This is a genomic window from Streptomyces sp. NPDC013317 (assembly GCF_055563155.1).
The window spans coordinates 353,651-371,398 of record NZ_JBVHDX010000006.1 but is presented as its reverse complement, the minus strand read 5'-3'; the positions used below and the strand labels follow the sequence as shown (position 1 = coordinate 371,398).

Annotated in this window: 21 protein-coding genes; 9 read left to right on the top strand and 12 right to left on the bottom strand. The window is 71.7% G+C overall.

The genetic code is table 11. The annotated features are described in order from the left end of the window. Nucleotides 1-48 precede the first annotated feature (48 nt). Nucleotides 49-1,773 carry a lysine--tRNA ligase gene (gene lysS / locus ACZ3IJ_RS19235; protein ID WP_467469656.1) on the top strand — a complete coding sequence of 575 codons (1,725 nt, stop codon included), beginning with the start codon at nt 49-51 and terminating at the stop codon, nt 1,771-1,773. A 163-nt stretch (nt 1,774-1,936) separates the two neighbouring features. Next, nucleotides 1,937-2,143 (top strand): hypothetical protein, encoded by a 207-nt coding sequence (locus ACZ3IJ_RS19230; RefSeq protein ID WP_467469654.1) that lies wholly within the window; start codon nt 1,937-1,939, stop codon nt 2,141-2,143. A gap of 57 nt (nt 2,144-2,200) precedes the next feature. On the opposite strand, the gene ACZ3IJ_RS19225 is transcribed toward ACZ3IJ_RS19230, so the two are convergent. The 3 genes from ACZ3IJ_RS19225 to ACZ3IJ_RS19215 all read right to left on the bottom strand — a co-directional run bounded on the left by ACZ3IJ_RS19225 (nt 2,201) and on the right by ACZ3IJ_RS19215 (nt 5,270). Beyond that, nucleotides 2,201-3,391 carry a DUF2637 domain-containing protein gene (locus ACZ3IJ_RS19225; RefSeq protein WP_467469652.1) on the bottom strand — a complete coding sequence of 397 codons (1,191 nt, stop codon included), beginning with the start codon at nt 3,389-3,391 and terminating at the stop codon, nt 2,201-2,203. Nucleotides 3,392-3,530: 139 nt separating this feature from the next. Next, nucleotides 3,531-4,253, bottom strand: coding sequence for a DUF3558 domain-containing protein (locus ACZ3IJ_RS19220; protein WP_467469650.1), 723 nt, complete (start codon nt 4,251-4,253; stop codon nt 3,531-3,533). Between the two features lie 141 nt (nt 4,254-4,394). Then, nucleotides 4,395-5,270, bottom strand: a complete 876-nt coding sequence (locus ACZ3IJ_RS19215) for a DUF3558 domain-containing protein (protein WP_467469648.1) — start codon at nt 5,268-5,270, stop codon at nt 4,395-4,397. 162 nt (nt 5,271-5,432) lie between these two features. Between ACZ3IJ_RS19215 and ACZ3IJ_RS19210 the strand changes: the two genes are divergently transcribed. Next, nucleotides 5,433-6,626: an RtcB family protein gene (locus ACZ3IJ_RS19210; RefSeq protein ID WP_391802258.1), complete on the top strand. Its 1,194-nt coding sequence runs from the start codon at nt 5,433-5,435 to the stop codon at nt 6,624-6,626. Between the two features lie 104 nt (nt 6,627-6,730). On the opposite strand, the gene ACZ3IJ_RS19205 is transcribed toward ACZ3IJ_RS19210, so the two are convergent. Then, on the bottom strand, nt 6,731-7,495 hold the full coding sequence (locus tag ACZ3IJ_RS19205) for an SDR family NAD(P)-dependent oxidoreductase (protein ID WP_391802281.1): 765 nt from the start codon (nt 7,493-7,495) through the stop codon (nt 6,731-6,733). A gap of 62 nt (nt 7,496-7,557) precedes the next feature. After that, on the bottom strand, nt 7,558-7,893 hold the full coding sequence (locus ACZ3IJ_RS19200) for a YnfA family protein (protein WP_467469645.1): 336 nt from the start codon (nt 7,891-7,893) through the stop codon (nt 7,558-7,560). 75 nt (nt 7,894-7,968) lie between these two features. Between ACZ3IJ_RS19200 and ACZ3IJ_RS19195 the strand changes: the two genes are divergently transcribed. Beyond that, entirely contained in the window at nt 7,969-8,451 is a 483-nt protein-coding gene (locus ACZ3IJ_RS19195) for a hypothetical protein (protein ID WP_467469643.1), read from the top strand. A gap of 29 nt (nt 8,452-8,480) precedes the next feature. On the opposite strand, the gene ACZ3IJ_RS19190 is transcribed toward ACZ3IJ_RS19195, so the two are convergent. After that, entirely contained in the window at nt 8,481-9,863 is a 1,383-nt protein-coding gene (locus ACZ3IJ_RS19190; protein WP_467469641.1) for an FAD-dependent monooxygenase, read from the bottom strand. Between the two features lie 124 nt (nt 9,864-9,987). On the opposite strand from ACZ3IJ_RS19190, the gene ACZ3IJ_RS19185 reads away from it, so the two are divergent. Together ACZ3IJ_RS19185 and ACZ3IJ_RS19180 are read left to right on the top strand one after the other, a co-directional pair. Further along, on the top strand, nt 9,988-10,548 hold the full coding sequence (locus ACZ3IJ_RS19185) for a TetR/AcrR family transcriptional regulator (RefSeq protein WP_467469639.1): 561 nt from the start codon (nt 9,988-9,990) through the stop codon (nt 10,546-10,548). Between the two features lie 24 nt (nt 10,549-10,572). After that, complete coding sequence (locus ACZ3IJ_RS19180) at nt 10,573-11,058, top strand: MarR family winged helix-turn-helix transcriptional regulator (protein WP_467469637.1); 486 nt, start codon at nt 10,573-10,575, stop codon at nt 11,056-11,058. 25 nt (nt 11,059-11,083) lie between these two features. Here the strand turns inward: ACZ3IJ_RS19180 and ACZ3IJ_RS19175 are convergent, their stop codons facing one another. Together ACZ3IJ_RS19175 and ACZ3IJ_RS19170 are read right to left on the bottom strand one after the other, a co-directional pair. Next, nucleotides 11,084-11,821 (bottom strand): Mut7-C RNAse domain-containing protein, encoded by a 738-nt coding sequence (locus ACZ3IJ_RS19175; RefSeq protein WP_467469635.1) that lies wholly within the window; start codon nt 11,819-11,821, stop codon nt 11,084-11,086. Nucleotides 11,822-11,905: 84 nt separating this feature from the next. Then, nucleotides 11,906-12,757: an NmrA family NAD(P)-binding protein gene (locus ACZ3IJ_RS19170; RefSeq protein WP_467469633.1), complete on the bottom strand. Its 852-nt coding sequence runs from the start codon at nt 12,755-12,757 to the stop codon at nt 11,906-11,908. Nucleotides 12,758-13,102: 345 nt separating this feature from the next. Here ACZ3IJ_RS19170 and ACZ3IJ_RS19165 point away from each other — a divergent pair, with 345 nt between their 5' ends. Then, nucleotides 13,103-13,552 (top strand): GNAT family N-acetyltransferase, encoded by a 450-nt coding sequence (locus ACZ3IJ_RS19165; RefSeq protein ID WP_467469631.1) that lies wholly within the window; start codon nt 13,103-13,105, stop codon nt 13,550-13,552. Here the strand turns inward: ACZ3IJ_RS19165 and ACZ3IJ_RS19160 are convergent. Next, nucleotides 13,549-14,109: a GNAT family N-acetyltransferase gene (locus tag ACZ3IJ_RS19160; RefSeq protein WP_467469629.1), complete on the bottom strand. Its 561-nt coding sequence runs from the start codon at nt 14,107-14,109 to the stop codon at nt 13,549-13,551. The genes ACZ3IJ_RS19165 and ACZ3IJ_RS19160 overlap by 4 nt on opposite strands. 14 nt (nt 14,110-14,123) lie before the next feature. Beyond that, nucleotides 14,124-15,008 (bottom strand): DUF6597 domain-containing transcriptional factor, encoded by an 885-nt coding sequence (locus ACZ3IJ_RS19155; RefSeq protein WP_467469627.1) that lies wholly within the window; start codon nt 15,006-15,008, stop codon nt 14,124-14,126. 76 nt (nt 15,009-15,084) lie between these two features. On the opposite strand from ACZ3IJ_RS19155, the gene ACZ3IJ_RS19150 reads away from it, so the two are divergent. Further along, complete coding sequence (locus ACZ3IJ_RS19150) at nt 15,085-15,669, top strand: TIGR03086 family metal-binding protein (protein WP_467469625.1); 585 nt, start codon at nt 15,085-15,087, stop codon at nt 15,667-15,669. Between the two features lie 46 nt (nt 15,670-15,715). Here the strand turns inward: ACZ3IJ_RS19150 and ACZ3IJ_RS19145 are convergent, their stop codons facing one another. Next, nucleotides 15,716-15,961 (bottom strand): hypothetical protein, encoded by a 246-nt coding sequence (locus ACZ3IJ_RS19145; RefSeq protein WP_467469623.1) that lies wholly within the window; start codon nt 15,959-15,961, stop codon nt 15,716-15,718. Nucleotides 15,962-16,197: 236 nt separating this feature from the next. Here ACZ3IJ_RS19145 and ACZ3IJ_RS19140 point away from each other — a divergent pair, with 236 nt between their 5' ends. After that, entirely contained in the window at nt 16,198-17,094 is an 897-nt protein-coding gene (locus tag ACZ3IJ_RS19140) for a substrate-binding domain-containing protein (protein ID WP_467469621.1), read from the top strand. A 190-nt stretch (nt 17,095-17,284) separates the two neighbouring features. On the opposite strand, the gene ACZ3IJ_RS19135 is transcribed toward ACZ3IJ_RS19140, so the two are convergent. After that, nucleotides 17,285-17,692: a MerR family transcriptional regulator gene (locus ACZ3IJ_RS19135; protein WP_467469714.1), complete on the bottom strand. Its 408-nt coding sequence runs from the start codon at nt 17,690-17,692 to the stop codon at nt 17,285-17,287. Between the last annotated feature and the right edge of the window lie 56 nt (nt 17,693-17,748).

Sequence of the window (17,748 nt, the reverse complement as noted above, 5' to 3'; positions counted from 1 at the left end):
TAAGGCTGCAAGGCTTTCGAGGGACCAAGGAAGAAGGACGTACCGACCGTGGCTCAGAGCAGCACCGAGACCGACTGGGTCTCCCGTTTCGCGGACGAGGTCATCGCCGAGTCGGAGCGACGTGCGCCTGGCAAACCGGTCGTCGTCGCCTCCGGACTCTCCCCCTCCGGCCCGATCCACCTGGGCAACCTCCGCGAGGTCATGACCCCGCACCTGGTCGCCGACGAGATCCGCCGCCGCGGACACGAGGTCCGTCACCTCATCTCCTGGGACGACTACGACCGCTACCGCAAGGTGCCGAACGGCGTCGAGGGCGTCGACGAGTCCTGGGCCGAGCACATCGGCAAGCCGCTGACCTCCGTCCCGGCCCCCGCCGGCTCGGCGTACGCGAGCTGGGCGGAGCACTTCAAGGCCGCCATGGTCGAGTCGCTCGCCGAGCTGGGTGTCGAGTACGACCCGATCAGCCAGACGGAGCAGTACACGGCGGGCACGTACCGCGAGCAGATCCTGCACGCGATGAAGCACCGCGGTGACATCGACGCCATCCTCGACCAGTACCGGACGAAGAAGGCGCCGAAGAAGCAGTCGCAGAAGGCCGTCGACGAGGCGGAGCTGGAGGCCGAGGAGGGCTCGGGCGCGGCCGCCGAGGACGACGGCTCCGGCGGCACCGGCGGCTACTTCCCGTACAAGCCCTACTGCGGGCAGTGCGAGAAGGACCTGACCACCGTCACCTCGTACGACGACGAGACCACCGAGCTGGCCTACACCTGCACCGCGTGCGGCTTCTCCGAGACCGTCAAGCTGAGCGAGTTCAACCGCGGCAAGCTGGTCTGGAAGGTCGACTGGCCGATGCGCTGGGCGTACGAAGGCGTGATCTTCGAGCCCTCGGGCGTGGACCACTCCTCACCCGGCTCGTCGTTCGTCGTCGGCGGCCAGATCGTGCGCCAGATCTTCGACGGCGTCCAGCCGATCGGCCCCATGTACGCCTTCGTCGGCATCAGCGGCATGGCCAAGATGTCCTCCTCGCGCGGTGGCGTGCCCACCCCCGCGGACGCGCTGAAGATCATGGAGGCGCCGCTGCTGCGCTGGCTGTACGCGCGCCGCAAGCCCAACCAGTCCTTCAAGATCGCCTTCGACCAGGAGATCCAGCGGCTCTACGACGAGTGGGACAAGCTGGAGGCCAAGGTCGCCGACGGCTCCGTGCTGCCGGCCGACGCGGCCGCGCACGCACGTGCCGCGCGCACGGCCGCCGGTGAGCTGCCGCGCACGCCGCGCCCGCTCCCGTACCGCACGCTGGCCTCGGTCATGGACATCACCGCCGGCCACGACGAGCAGACCCTGCGGATCCTCACCGAGCTGGACCCGGAGACGCCGGTCACCAGCCTGGACGAGGTCCGTCCGCGCCTGGACCGCGCCGAGAACTGGATCACCACCCAGGTCCCGGCCGACCAGCGCACGATCGTCCGCGACGAGCCGGACGCCGAGCTCCTCGGCTCCCTCGACGACCAGGGCCGCGAGTCCCTGCGCCTCCTCCTGGAGGGCCTGGACACGCACTGGTCCCTGGACGGACTGACCACGCTCGTCTACGGCGTCCCGAAGGTCATGGCCGGTCTCGACCCCGAGGCCAAGCCGACCCCGGAGCTGAAGGTCGCCCAGCGCGCCTTCTTCGCCCTGCTCTACCAGCTGCTCGTCAGCCGCGAGACCGGGCCGCGCCTGCCGACGCTGCTGCTCGCGGTCGGCGCCGACCGGGTACGCAAGCTGCTCGGCTCGTAACCGCACGGAGGACACGAAGGGCCGCCACCGGTTCGGTGGCGGCCCTTCGCCGTGTCCCCTGCTGTCGTCCCGTTCCGTCTGCGGGCTCCTCCACACTTCGGACTAGGCCGGATTCCGACGTGGGCACGACGAAACCGGGTGCCGCGCGGGAGACCGTGGAGACATGAAGAACGACGTCATCGCGGTCATCGGATGGATCACGCTCGTGCAGGGCGCACTCGGCGCGGGCGGGCAGCTCTTCGGCGACAAGCCCTGGGGACTGCTCCAGAAATGGTGGGACATCCCCACCGCCGGATACCTCGCCCTCGCCGTCGTCGGCGCCGCGCTCGCCCTGTGGGGCGAGACCGCGAAGAAGCGGGCCAAGGCCTGAGACCCGGCCGGCCATGGCCTAGGCCCGGTCCCGGCCAGGGGCCCGGCCAGCGCGCGGCTACGGGATGTGGTTCTCCGCCACTTCCTGCTGGATGCGCTGCCGCAGGCCCGGAGTGACCTGCCGAAGAAGCGACGTGCTGCGAGGGTGCCGCGTGCCGTACCGGTCGCTGAGCAGTATGTCGAGCTCCTCGTTGCTCGGGAACTGCTGGTTCTCCTGGACGTAGTCCCACATCGCCTTGTACGCGACCTCCGCGAACTCGGCCGTGGACGGCTCCGGATCGACGTACTCCTGGTACTCCTCGAACTGCTGCTCCTGGCGAGGACCCGGATCCGGAAGGTCCTCGGGACCCTGCGGAACCGCCACCGGGGTCGGCTCCAGCCCCTCCACGTACTGAGGGTCGTAGGCCGTCTCGTGAGCCTCAGGCGGGAGCGTCTGCGCCTGGAACCACGGGCTGTCGTGGTTCGCCGGCAGCTGCGGCTGCGGGGCCGACTCGACAGCCGGCTGGACGACCTCGACCGGCACCGCCTCCGCCAGCACCGGCTGGGGAGGGAGCAGAACCGGTTCCACGCCCGCCGCCGCGAGGCCCGCCGGGGCCGTCTCGGCGAGCGGTACGCCGTACTTCGCCAACCTCAGCGGCATCAGCGCCTCCACCGGCGCCTTCCGCCGCCACGCCCGACCGAACCGCGCCTGCAGCCGCGCCTGGTAGATCAGCCGGTCCTGCTCCAGCTTGATCACCTGCTCGTACGAGCGCAGCTCCCACAGCTTCATCCGCCGCCACAGCCGGAACGTCGGTATCGGAGACAGCAGCCACCGCGTGAGCCGCACGCCCTCCATGTGCTTGTCCGCGGTGATGTCGGCTATGCGGCCCACCGCGTGCCGCGCCGCCTCCACCGCGACCACGAACAGCACCGGGATCACCGCGTGCATGCCGACGCCCAGCGGGTCCGGCCACGCGGCCGCGCCGTTGAACGCGATCGTCGCGGCCGTCAGCACCCACGCCGTCTGGCGCAGCAGCGGGAACGGGATCCGGATCCAGGTCAGCAGCAGGTCCAGTGCCAGGAGCACACAGATACCGGCATCGATACCGATCGGGAAGAAGTACGAGAAGGTGCCGAAGCCCTTCTCCACGGCGAGCTCACGCACAGCGGCGTACGAACCCGCGAAACCGATACCGGCGATGACCACCGCACCGGCGATCACCACACCGATCAGTATCTTGTGCGTGCGTGTCAGCTGCACCGCGGCCACCCGCGATCCCCTCCCGTCAATCCACATCTCGCGGGCACAGCGTGGCACACGTGTGAGGAGCCCGGCCCCCGGGGGAGGGACAGGCTCCTCGAAAACATGCGCAAATACGGGTGTACGCGACGCCCGCGGCCCGCATGGGCTACTTGTTCGCCGCCGCGACCGCCGCGACGGCCTCCTTCGACGCCTTCAGCGCACCGGCCAGGACCGTCTTGTCCGAGGGCGCGTCGGCACCGGCGTACCCCGCACCGTTGTACGTGAGCAGCACGAGCACGTTGCCCGTACGCGCCACCACCGAGGCGTACGTGAAGTCCTCGCCCGTCTTGCGCACCTCGTACGTCACGGCCTTCGCCTCGTCCCCGAGACCGGCCGAGTCCGAGGTCTTCAGCTTCTTCGCGCCCTCGGTCGCCTGGACCTTGGCAAGCTCCTTGGCGAAGTTCTCCTGGGCGCGCTTCTCGCCGCTGCCCAGAGAGGCGTCCGACTCGTAGCGGTAGAAGGAGACGTCGAGCCAGCGGTACTGCGAGCCCTTCACACCCTTGTCGTCGAGACCGTTCCACGAGCAGCCGCCACGGCTCGCCGTGTCGCTCGACGCGGCCGCCGTACCGTTCTTCGCCTTCGCCTTCGGCACCAGGCTCTCGGTCGTCTTCGCGGAGATCGACTTGCAGACCTCCGGCAGCTCCGCGAACTTCGCGGGCTCGGGCGCCTTCGTCGTCTGCTGGCTGGGGGCCGAGGAGGCCGAACCCTTGCCCTTGTCAGGCGTACCCGAACCGCTGTCGGAGTCCGAGGAGCAGCCGGCGACGACGAGCATCACCGGAACGGCTGCGCAGGCGAGTATGCGGGTGAGTCGCGGGGCTGATCGGTGCATGGTTCCTTCAGTCGCTTGTCGTACGGTCCGGTCACGGTCCGGCCAGGCGGCCACGGTACGCCGACACGTTACGTGGTCCCGGCGCGGTCGCGGAGTGCTCGCGGCGTGGCCGACGGACGGCCCCAGGGCGGGACGGGGCCGCTACTCCTCCAGGCGCTCGGAGAGCAGACGGGCCAGGTTCAGGGCCTTTTCCTGCAGTTCCCGGCTGTCCGGGGCCTCCGCGGAGCCGGTCGTCTGTTCCACGTACTCGACCGTCACGACCACGTTGGATGTGCGGAACACCACGCTCACGGTGCGATGCCGGCCGTTCGCCCCGCCGGCGCTGAGCGCGTCGTCGAGGAAGGCGATCTGGCCGAGGCCCTGCAGGACGCGCGGTTCCAGACCGGTCGTCGGGGCGCCCGTGGGGGTCTGCTGCGGGGACTCGGTGCCCGAGGCCGGCGGCTGCGCGCCGCCGCCCGGCGCCACGCTCGTGCTCGGGCCGGCGCCGCCGGAGGGGCTCGCGGGGCTCTGCGTGGGCTGGGTCGACTGGGTCGACTGGGTGGGCTGAGAGGGCGGGGGTGGCTGCGTCGGCTGGGGGAGGTCCGCCGCGAGCTGCTTGCGGGAGAACACCTCCTGCGCCCGGTCGTCGTCGCTCACGGCGGGGTCGTAGGAGACGACCCGCTCGATGTCGAGCCGCAGCCGGTGCATGGCGTCCGGGGTGTCGGCCTTCCAGCTGCAGCCGACGCGGCGGTCGGTGTCGTACGTGACGGCGGCGGAGCCGCGGTACACGGCGATCCGCTCCTCGTCGGGGAGCTGGGCCGCGCCGGGGAGCAGGTCGCGGAGCGTGTTCTGCGGGACGGCGCCGCAGGGCTCGAAGAGGGTGCGGTAGCGGCCGGGGGGCGCGGCGGGGGCGGCGGGGCCGGCCTTGGAGTCGACGGCGCCGGTTCCGGCCCCGCCTCCGGAGGAGCATCCGGTGAGTCCGAGGACGAGCGCTGCGGCGAGCGCTGCCAGACCGGGTACGTACGCCTGTCGCTGCACGCTCCCAGGCTCCCTTCTCCCGAAAACTGTTTGCCGCCGGATACCGGCCGGTGGACACAATGTCTATCGCACGCACGGCTGTTGATGCCGGTCCGTCGTCACCTGTACGGGCCTTGGTTCCGGTTTTTGCGTTATCAGGCTTTTGTGGGGAATCGAGGAAGTATGTCGTATGTAGAGGTACCGGGCGCGAAGGTGCCCATCCGGATGTGGACCGATCCTTCCACGGTCGAGGGCGGCGCGATGCAGCAGCTCCAGAACGTGGCCACGCTGCCGTGGATCAAGGGCCTGGCCGTGATGCCGGACGTGCATTACGGCAAGGGCGCGACCGTCGGCTCGGTCATCGCGATGCACGGTGCGGTCTGTCCGGCGGCGGTGGGCGTGGACATCGGTTGCGGGATGTCGGCGGTCAAGACGTCGCTGACGGCGAACGACCTGCCGGGGGACCTGTCGCGGCTGCGGTCGAAGATCGAGCAGGCGATCCCGGTCGGGCGTGGGATGCACCGCGACGAGGTGGACCCCTCGCGGCTCTTCCAGTTCCCGACGGCGGGCTGGGACGACTTCTGGTCGCGGTTCGACGGGATCGCGGAGTCGGTCAAGTTCCGTCACGAACGTGCCCAGAAGCAGATGGGAACGCTCGGCAGTGGGAATCACTTCATCGAATTCTGTCTCGACGAGTCGGGTTCGGTCTGGCTGATGCTGCACTCCGGGTCGCGGAACATCGGCAAGGAGCTCGCCGAGTACCACATCGGCGAGGCGCAGAAGCTGCCGCACAACCAGGGGCTCGTCGACCGTGACCTGGCGGTCTTCGTGTCGGACACCCCGCAGATGGCGGCCTACCGGAACGACCTGTTCTGGGCGCAGGAGTACGCGAAGTACAACCGCGCGATCATGATGGCCCTCTTCCAGGAGGTCGTCCGCCGGGAGTTCCGCAAGGCGAAGGTGACCTTCGACCCGGTGATCTCCTGCCATCACAACTACGTGGCGGAGGAGCGGTACGAAGGGATGGACCTGTTGGTCACCCGTAAGGGAGCGATCCGCGCCGGCTCCGGCGACTTCGGGATCATCCCGGGCTCCATGGGCACCGGCTCGTACATCGTGAAGGGGCTCGGCAACGAGGCGTCCTTCAACTCCGCCTCGCACGGCGCCGGCCGCAAGATGAGCCGGAGCGCGGCGAAGCGGCGCTTCTCGACCCGGGACCTGGAGGAGCAGACGCGGGGCGTGGAGTGCCGTAAGGACTCCGGCGTCGTGGACGAGATCCCGGGCGCGTACAAGCCGATCGAGAAGGTCATCGACCAGCAGCGGGACCTGGTCGAGGTGGTCGCGAAGCTGAAGCAGGTCATCTGCGTGAAGGGCTGATGCCCGTGGGGCGGAGGCCGACCCGCGGAAGGAGAGGGCCGGTGCAAGGGCACCGGCCCCTTCTGCGTCCGCTGATCCGGCGGGGGCCGGTCGCGGCCGGCTGCTCAGAGTTCGCGGTGGACCTTGGTGTTGGAGGCCTGGGCGCGGGGGCGGACCACCAGGAGATCGATGTTGACGTGGGAGGGGCGGGTGCAGGCCCAGGTGATGGTGTCGGCGACGTCGTCGGCGGTGAGGGGTTCGGCCACGCCCGCGTAGACCTTGGAGGCCTTCTCGGTGTCGCCGCGGAAGCGGGTGGTGGCGAACTCGTCCGTCTTGACCATGCCGGGGGCGATCTCGATGACGCGGACCGGGGTGCCCACGATCTCCAGGCGGAGGGTCTCGGCGAGGACGCGGGCGCCGTTCTTGGCGGCGACGTAGCCGGCGCCGCCCTCGTAGGTGGCGTGTCCGGCGGTGGAGGAGAGGACGACGACCGTGCCGTCGCCGCTCTCGGTGAGGGCGGGGAGCAGGGCCTGGGTGACGTTGAGGGTGCCGATGACGTTGACCTCGTACATCTGGCGCCAGTCGTCGGGGTTGCCGCTGGAGACGGGGTCGGCGCCGAGGGCTCCGCCGGCGTTGTTGACGAGGACGGCGATGGTGCGGAAGGCGGTCGCGAAGGTCTGGACGGCGTCGCGGTCGGTGACGTCGAGGGCGTAGGCGGTGGCCTGGTGGCCGGCCTCGACGATCTCGGCGGCCAGCGCCTCGATCCGGTCCTTGCGGCGGGCGGTGAGGACCACGCGGTATCCGGCGGCGGCGAGCTGCCTGGCGGTGGCCGCGCCGATTCCGCTGCTCGCTCCGGTGACGACGGCGATGGGGGTACCGGCGGCAGTCATGACGTGCTCCTCGCGCATGTGGTCGATTGTGTCGATCGCGTGGTCAGGATAGGTCCGGGGTCTCAGCGGCCGCGGGGGGCGTACATGATCACGGCCACGCCGGCCAGGCAGATGAAGGCTCCGGTGATGTCCCAGCGGTCGGGGCGGTAGCCGTCGGCGACCATGCCCCAGGCGAGGGAGCCGGCGACGAACACTCCGCCGTAGGCGGCGAGGATGCGGCCGAACTCGGCGTCGGGCTGGAGGGTGGCGACGAAGCCGTAGATGCCGAGGGCGGCGATGCCGGCGCCGATCCAGATCCAGCCGCGGTGTTCGCGTACGCCTTGCCAGATGAGCCAGGCTCCGCCGATCTCGAAGAGGGCGGCGACGGCGAAGAGGGTGGCGGACCGGGCGATGAGCATGGGGTCAGGGTGCCACGGGACACGCTGACTGACAGGTAGTCAGAATATATGTGGTGGTGTCGGTATCTTCTGGGCATGAGTGCGATGCGCAGGATCCTTCTCGGTGTGGTGCTGGCGGCCGCGGTGGTGGTCGGTACGGGTGAGGGCGCCCGCGCCGTCGGGGGCGAGGCCGAGGCCGAGGCGGATCTGGCGCATCACGGCCATCTGTCCCTGTGGGAGGGGCGGATGGGTGTCCGGCTGGTGAGTGAGAACCACGGTCCGTCGGACGTGTCCCAGGCGACGGTGCGGCTGGCCTTCTCCGAGGCGATGGCGGGCGGGCAGGTGCTTCCACCGTCCTGTCTGTGGGCGAGTGAGCGGGTCGTGGTCTGCCGTACGGGGGAGCTGCGCGCCGCCGGGGCGGTCGAAGAGCTGGTGCTCGATCTGCGGACGGCCGGCTCGCCGGACGAGGTGATGGTCGACATCGCGACGATCTGGTCCGACGGCGTCGCCGACGGGAACGCTCTGAACGACCGCCACCGCGTCCTGGTGCTGGCCACCGGGGACCCGTACGTCTTCTGAGCCGGCTCCCGCCCGCCTCGGCCGCATCGTCAGAAGGCGTAGCCGTCGGGGCGGACGAGGAGTGTCGTCCGGCGCGCGGGGTCGGTCCAGGTCGCCCGTACGACCCGGGTCGGTGTCGTGGGGGAGGCCGGCAGCGCGGGTGTGGCGCCCTCGGGGGCGATCAGGACGAACTCGCCCTCGCGCAGCAGCTCGTAGAGCCTGCCCTCGCGCAGCTTCAGGTCGGGGACGCGCCGGGTGTCCCGGCCGTAGGAGATGTCGATCCCGCTGATCATGCCCATCGCCTTGGCGGACGCGGCCGGGACGCGGTTGAGGAGGTGCGCGGCGAGAGCGCGCAGGCCGCGCCGGACGGGGCCGCGGGCCATGGCGAGCCGGATGATGGCGCCGCTGCTGCGGAGAACCGAGGCGCCGACGGGGTGACGCTCGGACTGGTAGCTGTCGAGGAGGGCCTCGGGGTCGGGCGCTTCGCCGCGCAGGACGGCCGTGAGCTTCCAGGAGAGGTTGGCGGCGTCCTGGAGGCCGGTGTTCATGCCCTGGCCGCCGGCCGGGGAGTGGACGTGGGCGGCGTCTCCGGCGAGGAAGACGCGTCCCGTGCGGTAGGACGGGGCCTGGCGTTCGTCGCTGTGGAAGCGGGAGAGCCAGCGGGCGTCGTGCATGCCGAAGTCGGTGCCGAGGGCGCGGCGGGCGATGGCTCGGACCTCGTCCAGATCGAGGGGTTCGCTGTCGGGGACCTCGCGGTCACGGTCCCAGCCCATGACGCGGTACCAGCCGTCGCCGAAGGGGGCGATGAAGGCGAAGGCGTCCCCGACTCCGTTGACCGTGAGCATTCCTTCGGGCTTCTCGGCGAGCCGGACGTCGGCAAGGACGATGGAGCGGATCACCGACTCGCCGGGGAAGGGCAGGCCGAGGGCGGTCCGCACGGTGCTGCGCACACCGTCGGCGCCGACGAGATAGCGGGCGCGGATGGTGGTCGGGGTGCCGTCGGGGCCGGTGACCTCGGCGGTGACGTGGTCGGAGTCCTGGCTCAGTCCGCGCAGTTCCGTTCCGTACCGGAAGTCCGCACCGGCGGACAGCGCGCGCCGTTCGAGGAGTCGTTCGACCTGGTACTGGGGAGTGATGAGGAGGTACGGGAAGCGCGAGCGGAGCCGGGTGAGGTCGAGGGAGAGGCGGCGGAAGAGCTTCAGCTCGGTGATGGGGGTGCCGGTGGCGATCAGTTCGTCCGCGAGGCCGCGGGCGTCGAGCTGCTCCAGGGTCCGGGCGTGTACTCCGAAGGCGCGGGTCATGTTGCTGATGCCGTGCGGGCGGCGCTCGATCACCGTGACGCGGAGGCCCGCGGTGGCGAGGTCGCCGGCGAGCAGCATTCCGGTGGGGCCGGAGCCGGCGACGAGGACGTCCGTGTCCAGGGGGTGGTTCATGACTCACTCCTGACTGACAGTGGTGCCCACGACCGTTGGCCAACGGGTGTTGGTCAACGCTTGTTGGCAAATGTAGGCTCCGCCCCTTTGGACTGTCAACACCCGTTGGCCTACAGTTGTTGGCATGATGACCGCACGTCGCTCCGACGCCACTCGCGCCGCGATCCTCGAGGCCGCCCGCGAGCGGTTCGCCTCCGACGGCTACGACCGCGCCACCATCCGGGCCATCGCCCGCGACGCGGGGATCGACCCCTCGATGGTGATGCGCTACTACGGCAGCAAGGAGGGGCTGTTCGCCGCGGCGTCCGAGTTCGAACTGGATCTGCCCCAGCTCGGCGCCCTCCCGTCCCAGCACATCGGCGCGGTCCTGGTCAGGCACTTCCTCGAGCGCTGGGAGCGCGACGACGTGCTGACCGGGCTGCTGAGGGTCGGCGTCACGAACACCGCGGGCGCCGAGCGGATGCAGGCGATCTTCGCCGGGCAGCTCGGCCCCGTCACCCTCGGGGTCTGCCCCGACCCCGCCGAGGCGCCGCGCCGCGCCGCGCTCGTCGCCTCGCAGGTCCTCGGCATGGCGCTCGCCCGCTACGTGCTCCGGCTGCCGCCCGCGGTCGAGATGACCCAGGACGAGATCGTCGCCTGGCTCGGACCGACCGTGCAGAGGTACCTGACGGCCCCCGAGCCGTAGGAGCCTGCTCCGTACACTTTCTGCATGCCGCAGAAGAGCTCCGCCCGGCGTGACGGCCTCATGACCGAGCTGTACGACGAGGCCCGCCGCTACATGGCCGCCTACGCGCTGTTCAACCAGGCCGTCGCCGACCAGCTGCGGCTGCACCCCACGGACGTGCAGTGTCTGAACCTGCTCTCCCTGGAGCCCGGCCCGGTGACCACCGGCCGGGTCGCCGAGCTCACGGGGCTCACCACCGGCTCCGCCACGCGGCTCGTCGACCGCCTGGAGCGCGCCGGTTACGTCACGCGCGAGCGGGACGCCGAGGACCGGCGGCGCGTCCTCGTCACCGCCGTGCCGGAGCGGATGGCGGAGCTGGGCGCCTTCTGGCGCAGGCTCAACGCGACCTGGGGCACCATGTTCGACGCGTACAGCGACGCGGAAGTCGCCCTGCTCATCGCCCATATGCGACGGACCGTCGAGCTCAGCGCCCTCCAGGTCGAGCGGCTGCGCAAGGGCGAACTCGACTGACCGTCGCGCCCGGTACGGCCCTCGGTCAGTGCGCGGCCGCGCCGCCGAACTCCCGTAGGGCGTCGGTGACGATCGCCTCCAGGCGGGCGTGGTGCGCGCCGCGCCAGTACACCCGCTCGCACTCCGTGCACCGCGCGAACACGTCGTACGTCTTCTCCGTGCCCTGCTCCAGGCGCTCGCGCACCGAGTCCTTGTCGGCGTCGGTCAGGGGTCCGTTGCAGGCGGTGCAGCGGGTCCACGGCCTCAGGGGCGGCGCGAACCGCTCCAGTACGTCACGGAGCTGGTCGTCGGGCTGGTCGCTGTAGACATACGCGCCGGCCCACAGCTCCCGGCGGCGCAGCAGCCCGCGGTCCCGGGAGAGCATCACGCGCCGCTCCTTGGCGGAGAGAGCCGCGAACGCCGGGTCGCCGATGTCCTCGCTCTCGTACGCCGCGTCGACCCCGAGGAGGCGCAACCGCCGGGCGAGCGTGCCCAGATGCACGTCGAGCAGGAACCGCAGCGGGGCACCGGGCACCTGCTGGGGCCGCTCGACGCCCTCGACCTCGATCGTCTCGCCCTCGGCGGGGATGTGGGAGACCTCCACCGGAAGCCCGTCCACCAGCAGCCGACCGGTCTCGGTCAGCGGCACGCCGAGCGACTCCACGACATGGCCGAGCGTCGAGGCGCCGTCGGTGGCCACGGCCGTGCGTCCCGAGCGCCGTTCGGCCGAGACGAAGAGGCGCAGTCCGGGGGCGAAACTGATCTGGATCTCCGGTCCGTTCACGGGGACAGGATGTCACCGCTGCCCACCGGGCGGCCAGGGAATTCGGCCCGATGACGGCCCTGCCGGTCGCCCGCGCACCCGCCCCTACGGGCGGAAGGCCTCCGCGTGCTCGGCGGCCCATTGGGCGAAGCTCCGCGCAGGGTGTCCGGTCAGCTCCTCGACGGTCCGCGTCACGGGGACCGGCCGGCCGTCGTGCGAGGCCCAGTAGGAGAGCAGGGCGTCGGCGAAGGGTTCGGGGATGTGTGCGGAGACGGACCTCTTCCACTCCTCGGGGGTGACCGCGGCGGAGGCCGCGGGGCGGCCCGTCGCCTCGGCGAGTATCGCCAGCTGCTCGGTGAAGTCGAGCGACTCAGGTCCGGTCAGCAGATGGGAGGAGCCTCGCAGCCCGGGATCGGTCAGGACGGCGAAGGCGGCCTCCGCGATGTCCTGCTCGTGGATCGGGTCACCGTGCGACCCGGGGTACGGCAGCTCCACCGCCCGCCCGGACCTGATCGCCCACGACCACTGCAGGGCGTTCGTCGCGAACGCGCCCGGCTGGAGGTGGGTCGCCTCGAAGGCCCCGCCGGCGGCCGCGGCCGCCAAGGCGCGCTCGACGGTCAGGTGCGAGGCGGCGATCGGGTTCTCCGTGGCGTCGGGGGCGAGGACGGAGCTGGAGGAGAGCAGGGCGATGTGCTGGACGCCGGCCGTCCGGGCCCGGGCCACGAAGGCGTCGATGTGCGAGGGCTCGGCGTAAAGGAAGACGGAGTCGACGCCGTCGAGCGCGGCCTCGAAGTCCGTCGGATCGGAGAGATCGCAGCGGACGGTGTCCACGCCGTCGGGTGGTGAGAGATCCGCGGGGTTCTTGGAAGCGGCTCTGGCCTTGATGCCGGCGCCGTGGAGAAGGGCGAGCAGGGCCGAGCCCACGCGGCCACGGCTTCCGGTGACGAGAACGGTCATGGCGGAGGTCCTTTCGTCGGGCTTCCCCACGTGATCAGTTGCGCAGAGAAGAATCTGTGTCACGCAGATAAATATCCGCGAGTGTGCCCGGCCCGTCAACCCCGATAAAACCCGGACGCCCACCCCGACGAGACCCGCACGCCCGCACCCGCAGAGCCCGGACGCCCGCCCCGACGAAACCCGCACGCCCGCACCCGCAGAGTCCGGACGCCCGCCCCGACGAAACCCGCACGCCCGCACCCGCAGAGCCCGGACGCCCACCCCGACGAGACCCGCACGCCCGCACCCGCAGAGCCCGGACGCCCGCCCCGGCAGGGCCGCCGGCTTCTGGGATACCGTCCCGCCATGAAGATCATCGACCTCGAGCTCGGCGACCCGCGCCTGGAGACCGAGCTGCTCCCCGTCCTGCGTGAGCTCCGCCCGCACCTCACGCCGGAGCTCTTCCACGACGTCCACCGCAACGGCCATCCGCAGGGGCTGCGCTTCAGCGCCGCCTACTCCGAGGACGGTCTCTGCGTGGGTGCCGCAGGCTGGCGGATCATCGACAACACCAGCTCGATCCGCAAGCTCTACGTCGACGACCTGGTCACCGCCGCCACCGCGCGCTCCGCCGGCGTCGGCCACGCGCTCCTGACCCACCTGGAGCACCACGCCCGTGAGGCCGGATGCCACGAGCTCAACCTCGACTCCGGCACCCACCGCACCGGAGCCCACCGCTTCTACCTGCGCGAGCGCCTCGACATCGTGGCCTTCCACTTCACCAAGGAGCTGACCACGGACACCCCGGAGAGCTAACGCGCCTCCAGGTCCAGGCGCCAGTCGTTGCAGCGCATCGGGCGGCCGGGCGGGTACTCCAGATCCCGCGCGCCGAGCAGCTCGAAGCCCGCCTTGCGGCAGACCGCGTTCGACGGTCCGTTCTCCGTCGAGGGGAAGGCGTGCAGGAAGCGGTGCGTGTGCTCGGCGCGCGCCAGCTCGACGACCAGGCGCGTGGCGGCCGTCGCGACGCCCCGGCCCTGGTACCCCGGGAGCACCGTCCAGCCCGTCTCGTAGACCGGATCCCCGTCCTCGGTCTGCTCCCAGAACCCGATACCGCCGACCGCGACCTCCTCGGGGAGCAGCACGATCCGGAACATCCGGCCCGTGCTCGTCCGCGCGGCGCTCAGGTCCACGTAGCGCCGATGCCGTTTGACGAGTGCCTCGTCGGTCTCCGGGCCGCCGAGATGCTCCATCAGCCCGGGTGCGTTCATGGCGGTCAGCAGCTCGAGGTCGCCCTCGGACCAGGGTTCGAGACGTACGGGCGAGGCGGCGGGGGAGGGCGAGGCGGACGAGGGGAGCGAGGCGTCGGCTTCCATGCCCGCACTGTAGGTCAGGGGTCTGACACCTGGCGTGCGTACGCGGTGGGCGGCACTCCCACCGTCGCCGTGAAGTCCCGCACGAGATGGGCCTGGTCGCTGTAGCCGAGTTCCGCCGCCAGGGCGGCCCAGTCGGGGGAGCTCCCGGCCTCCGTCGCCTCGGCGCGTTCCAGGGCCTCGTGGATGCGGTACCGCAGGATGACCCATTTCGGCCCGACGCCCACGCAGTTCGCGAACAGTCTCTGGAGCGACCGGCTCGACAGCCCCGCCACGGCGGCCAGTTCGGACGCGCGGCGGATCGTCCGGTCCGTACGCACCCGGTCCACCAGCGCCATGGCGTGTGAGGCCTGTGGATCGGGCGCGGGGCCGCGGGCGAGCAGGAAGGCGTCGAGCGCCGCCACGCGCGCGTGCTCCGCGTCCGGGGCGAGTACGGCCTCCACGGCGGTGGCGTCGGCGTCCGCGAACACCTCGCCGAGCGGGACGCGACGGCCCGTCCACTCCGCCACGGGCCAGGCGGGGGCGAACGGCCGGAAGCCGCCGGGCCGGAACTGCACGCCGCAGACCCGGCCGACGCCCGTGAGCTTCTTCGTGAAGAGTCCGAGCCCGATCCCGGCGACCTCGCCGAACGCCGCATCACCCTCGCCCGCGTCCCCGCCCTCGAGCTCGTCCCTGTGCCCGCCTCCGTCGTCGTAGCGCTGGAAGACGACGTTCACGGACGGATGCGGGACGACGTGGCTCGCGTACGGCTCGGAGAGGTCCCAGTCGATGAACCAGTAGTGCTCCAGGTACGGGCGCAGTTCCGGAGCCGGCTCGTGACGGCGGAAGCGGACGCGGGTGAGGAGTTCGGCCGCGTCGACGATTCCGCGGGTGTCTCGGCGCGGGCCGCCGGAGGACGTCATGCCGCTCAGCCTAGGCGGCCTTCCGCTGTCGTGTTTCTTCAAGACTCCGAGGGGAGGGATCACTTAGCGTCATCTCATGACGAACCGTACGCAACCTCTCAGCGAACTGCTCGGTACCGCCGCCGCCCACGCCGCCCCCGTGGTGCGCGGCATCCCCGACGGCAGTCTCAGCGCGCCCACGCCGTGTTCCGAGTACGACGTACGGGCCCTGCTCAACCACCTCTTCCACGTCATCGTGAACTTCCAGGCGCTGGCCGCCAAGCAGCCCGCCGACTTCTCCACGACCCCGGACCGCCTGAACGACGCCGACTGGCGCGCACGCTTCGAGGCCGAGACCGCGACGCTCGTCGAGGCCTGGGCCGCGCCCGGCGCGGAGGAGGGGACCTCGGGGGCGATGGGGCTGCCGGCCCGTACCGTCGGTTCGATGGCGCTGCTCGATCTGACCGTCCACATCTGGGACCTCGCCCAGGCCACCGGGCAGAGCTTCGAGCCGGACCCGGCCGTCGTGGCGAGCCTGGCGGAAACGGTGGAGGAGCTGGCGCCGACGGCCCGGAAGATGGACGTCTTCGGCGAGGCCGTGGAGGTTCCGGAGAGCGCCTCCGCCTTCGAGCGGCTCCTCGCGACGACCGGACGGAATCCGCGCGAGACGGCGGCGGCCTGAGGGTCCGCGCCCCTCGCAGGCGGCCTTGAGGTCCCGCGACCCGCGCCTATCGCAGGCGGCCCGGGGAGCCCGCCGAGAGGCGCGAGACGACCTGTCCGAACGCCTGCTCCTCGGCGTGGGTGAGCGGCACGGTCTCCTGGGGGTGCCAGACCCGCTCCAGCGGCGCTTCCGCCCGTGCGCGGCGCGCACGGGAGCGCAGGCTCAGCGCCACCCAGACCGCGGTGGAGACGGCGAGGAGTCCGACGAGGGTGATCACACGAGGGTCCGAGAACTGGCCGGGCAAGGACGACATGGCTGACTCCGGGGAGCGAGGGCCGGTACGGGGGCGTGCCCTGGCAGGGGGCGCGTTCGCTCGGCGCTGACGATTCCTACTGCTTCCTCCCGACCTGTTCAGTTAACACCACGGTGGGGGTCTTTCGGCAGGGGGGACCGGGACCGAAGTCCTGCCCGGAGGCCCTCTTGTGCGGCTCGGTGAACCGCCTCAGTGTGGCGGGGCAGGCAGGTTTCGGCCGGGGAGGGAGCAGCCGCATGTCGGACATGAAGGTGTGGGGGTTCACGGACGACAGGGGCACGGCGCTGGGCGCCGTGCGGGGGCCGGAGAGGGTGGTGGCCTACGTACGGGCGGGGGCGGCCCTGCTCGATCTGGGGGTGACGCCCGTCGCGGTGTACGGCTCGGGGCATGACGGCGAGGGCCTCGATCCGGTCAAGGCGGGAGAGCTGGCGGCGGCCGGGGTGCCGTACCTGGGGCCCGGGCGGGCCCTTGACGAGGCGCGGCTGCGGAGCCTCGGCCCCGAGCTGATCGTCGACGTCACGTACGACGGGAAGAGCGCGTACGCGCTGGACGAGGGTGTCGCCGAACGGCTCGGGGTGCCGCTGGCCGCGCTCTCCGTGGGCGAGGAGCTGCCGCTCGCGGCGATCATCGGACGCTTCCGTGAGCTGGCGGCGGCACTCGGTGTGACCTCCGCCGGTGTGGCGTCGGGCGACGTGACCTCCGCCGGTGCGGCTTCTCCAGGCGGGACGGCCGGCCCGGCCGCCGACCCCGTGGCCCCCGCCGAGGCGGCCCTGCGGGACGCGGCCTCCCGGGCGGACGTCACCGTGCTCGCGCTCTCCGGCGCCGGTCCCGACCGGGTCCACCTGGCCCGGCCGCAGGCCTGGCCCGAGCTGGCCCGCCTCCGGGAGCTGGGCGTCCAGGTGCTCGATCCCGGCCCCGGGCCCGGCGCCAACTGGCTCACGGCCGACTGGGAGCACGCCGCGACGCTCCGCCCGGACGTCGTGCTCTGCGACAGTCGCGCCAACGCCGTGGGGCCCGAGGCGCTCCCGCCCGTGGGGCACGCGCGCGTGGCGCCGTGGAATCCGGAGACCCCGCCGAGCCCGCGGGCGTACGCCCGCTTCTTCGAGGGCATCGCCCAGGCGCTTCTGCCCTAGGACCCGCCCGTACGACCCCCGCCCCGACGCTCCCGCCGTATGCTCCCGACCCCCGACGCTTCCGCCGTACGGCCTCCTGGCGGCCGACGACCGAGCGCCGACCCGACCAACCGCCGACCTCGGTCAAGCGCCGACCCCGGTCAAGCGCCCACCCGACCAATCGCCGACCTCGGTCAAGCGCCGACGCCCGTCAGACGCCACCGCCACCCCCGCCGCCCGCCACGCCCTCGCCCAGCTTCGCGCGCAGGGAGGCCGCGAACTCCTCCACGCGCGACAGCTGGGAGCGGAGCTCCGCGACGCGGGCGGCGGCCGCCTGCTCGTAGCGCCGTACGCGGGCGGCCAGGGCGGGCCGCTCGGCGGGGGAGAGGCGGGGGTCGGCGAGGCGGTCCACCGCCGAGAGGAGGTCGCGGGTCTCGTCGATCGTGAAGCCCAGCGGCTTCATCCGGCGGATCACCATCAGCCTGTCGACGTCGGCGTCCGTGTAGAGCGGGAAGCCGCCCTGGGACGAGGCGGAGGGCACGACGAGACCGTTGTCCTCGTACTGGCGGATGGTCCGCAGTGACAGCTCCGTCCGGGCGGCGACCTCGCCGATCTGCATGGGCTCGCCGGCGATGCGCACTCTGCTCACAGTGCCCGTCCTTCCCGCGCGGCTTC

What these genes read in the sequence shown, in the direction of transcription:
- ACZ3IJ_RS19230 (WP_467469654.1), top strand. Translation starts at nt 1,937, where the DNA reads ATGAAGAACGACGTCATCGCGGTCATCGGATGGATCACGCTCGTGCAG.
- ACZ3IJ_RS19220 (WP_467469650.1), bottom strand. Translation starts at nt 4,253, where the DNA reads ATGCACCGATCAGCCCCGCGACTCACCCGCATACTCGCCTGCGCAGCC.
- ACZ3IJ_RS19210 (WP_391802258.1), top strand. Translation starts at nt 5,433, where the DNA reads ATGTCGTATGTAGAGGTACCGGGCGCGAAGGTGCCCATCCGGATGTGG.
- ACZ3IJ_RS19205 (WP_391802281.1), bottom strand. Translation starts at nt 7,495, where the DNA reads ATGACTGCCGCCGGTACCCCCATCGCCGTCGTCACCGGAGCGAGCAGC.
- ACZ3IJ_RS19200 (WP_467469645.1), bottom strand. Translation starts at nt 7,893, where the DNA reads ATGCTCATCGCCCGGTCCGCCACCCTCTTCGCCGTCGCCGCCCTCTTC.
- ACZ3IJ_RS19195 (WP_467469643.1), top strand. Translation starts at nt 7,969, where the DNA reads ATGAGTGCGATGCGCAGGATCCTTCTCGGTGTGGTGCTGGCGGCCGCG.
- ACZ3IJ_RS19190 (WP_467469641.1), bottom strand. Translation starts at nt 9,863, where the DNA reads ATGAACCACCCCCTGGACACGGACGTCCTCGTCGCCGGCTCCGGCCCC.
- ACZ3IJ_RS19185 (WP_467469639.1), top strand. Translation starts at nt 9,988, where the DNA reads ATGATGACCGCACGTCGCTCCGACGCCACTCGCGCCGCGATCCTCGAG.
- ACZ3IJ_RS19180 (WP_467469637.1), top strand. Translation starts at nt 10,573, where the DNA reads ATGCCGCAGAAGAGCTCCGCCCGGCGTGACGGCCTCATGACCGAGCTG.
- ACZ3IJ_RS19170 (WP_467469633.1), bottom strand. Translation starts at nt 12,757, where the DNA reads ATGACCGTTCTCGTCACCGGAAGCCGTGGCCGCGTGGGCTCGGCCCTG.
- ACZ3IJ_RS19165 (WP_467469631.1), top strand. Translation starts at nt 13,103, where the DNA reads ATGAAGATCATCGACCTCGAGCTCGGCGACCCGCGCCTGGAGACCGAG.
- ACZ3IJ_RS19160 (WP_467469629.1), bottom strand. Translation starts at nt 14,109, where the DNA reads ATGGAAGCCGACGCCTCGCTCCCCTCGTCCGCCTCGCCCTCCCCCGCC.
- ACZ3IJ_RS19155 (WP_467469627.1), bottom strand. Translation starts at nt 15,008, where the DNA reads ATGACGTCCTCCGGCGGCCCGCGCCGAGACACCCGCGGAATCGTCGAC.
- ACZ3IJ_RS19150 (WP_467469625.1), top strand. Translation starts at nt 15,085, where the DNA reads ATGACGAACCGTACGCAACCTCTCAGCGAACTGCTCGGTACCGCCGCC.
- ACZ3IJ_RS19145 (WP_467469623.1), bottom strand. Translation starts at nt 15,961, where the DNA reads ATGTCGTCCTTGCCCGGCCAGTTCTCGGACCCTCGTGTGATCACCCTC.
- ACZ3IJ_RS19140 (WP_467469621.1), top strand. Translation starts at nt 16,198, where the DNA reads ATGTCGGACATGAAGGTGTGGGGGTTCACGGACGACAGGGGCACGGCG.
- ACZ3IJ_RS19135 (WP_467469714.1), bottom strand. Translation starts at nt 17,692, where the DNA reads ATGCAGATCGGCGAGGTCGCCGCCCGGACGGAGCTGTCACTGCGGACC.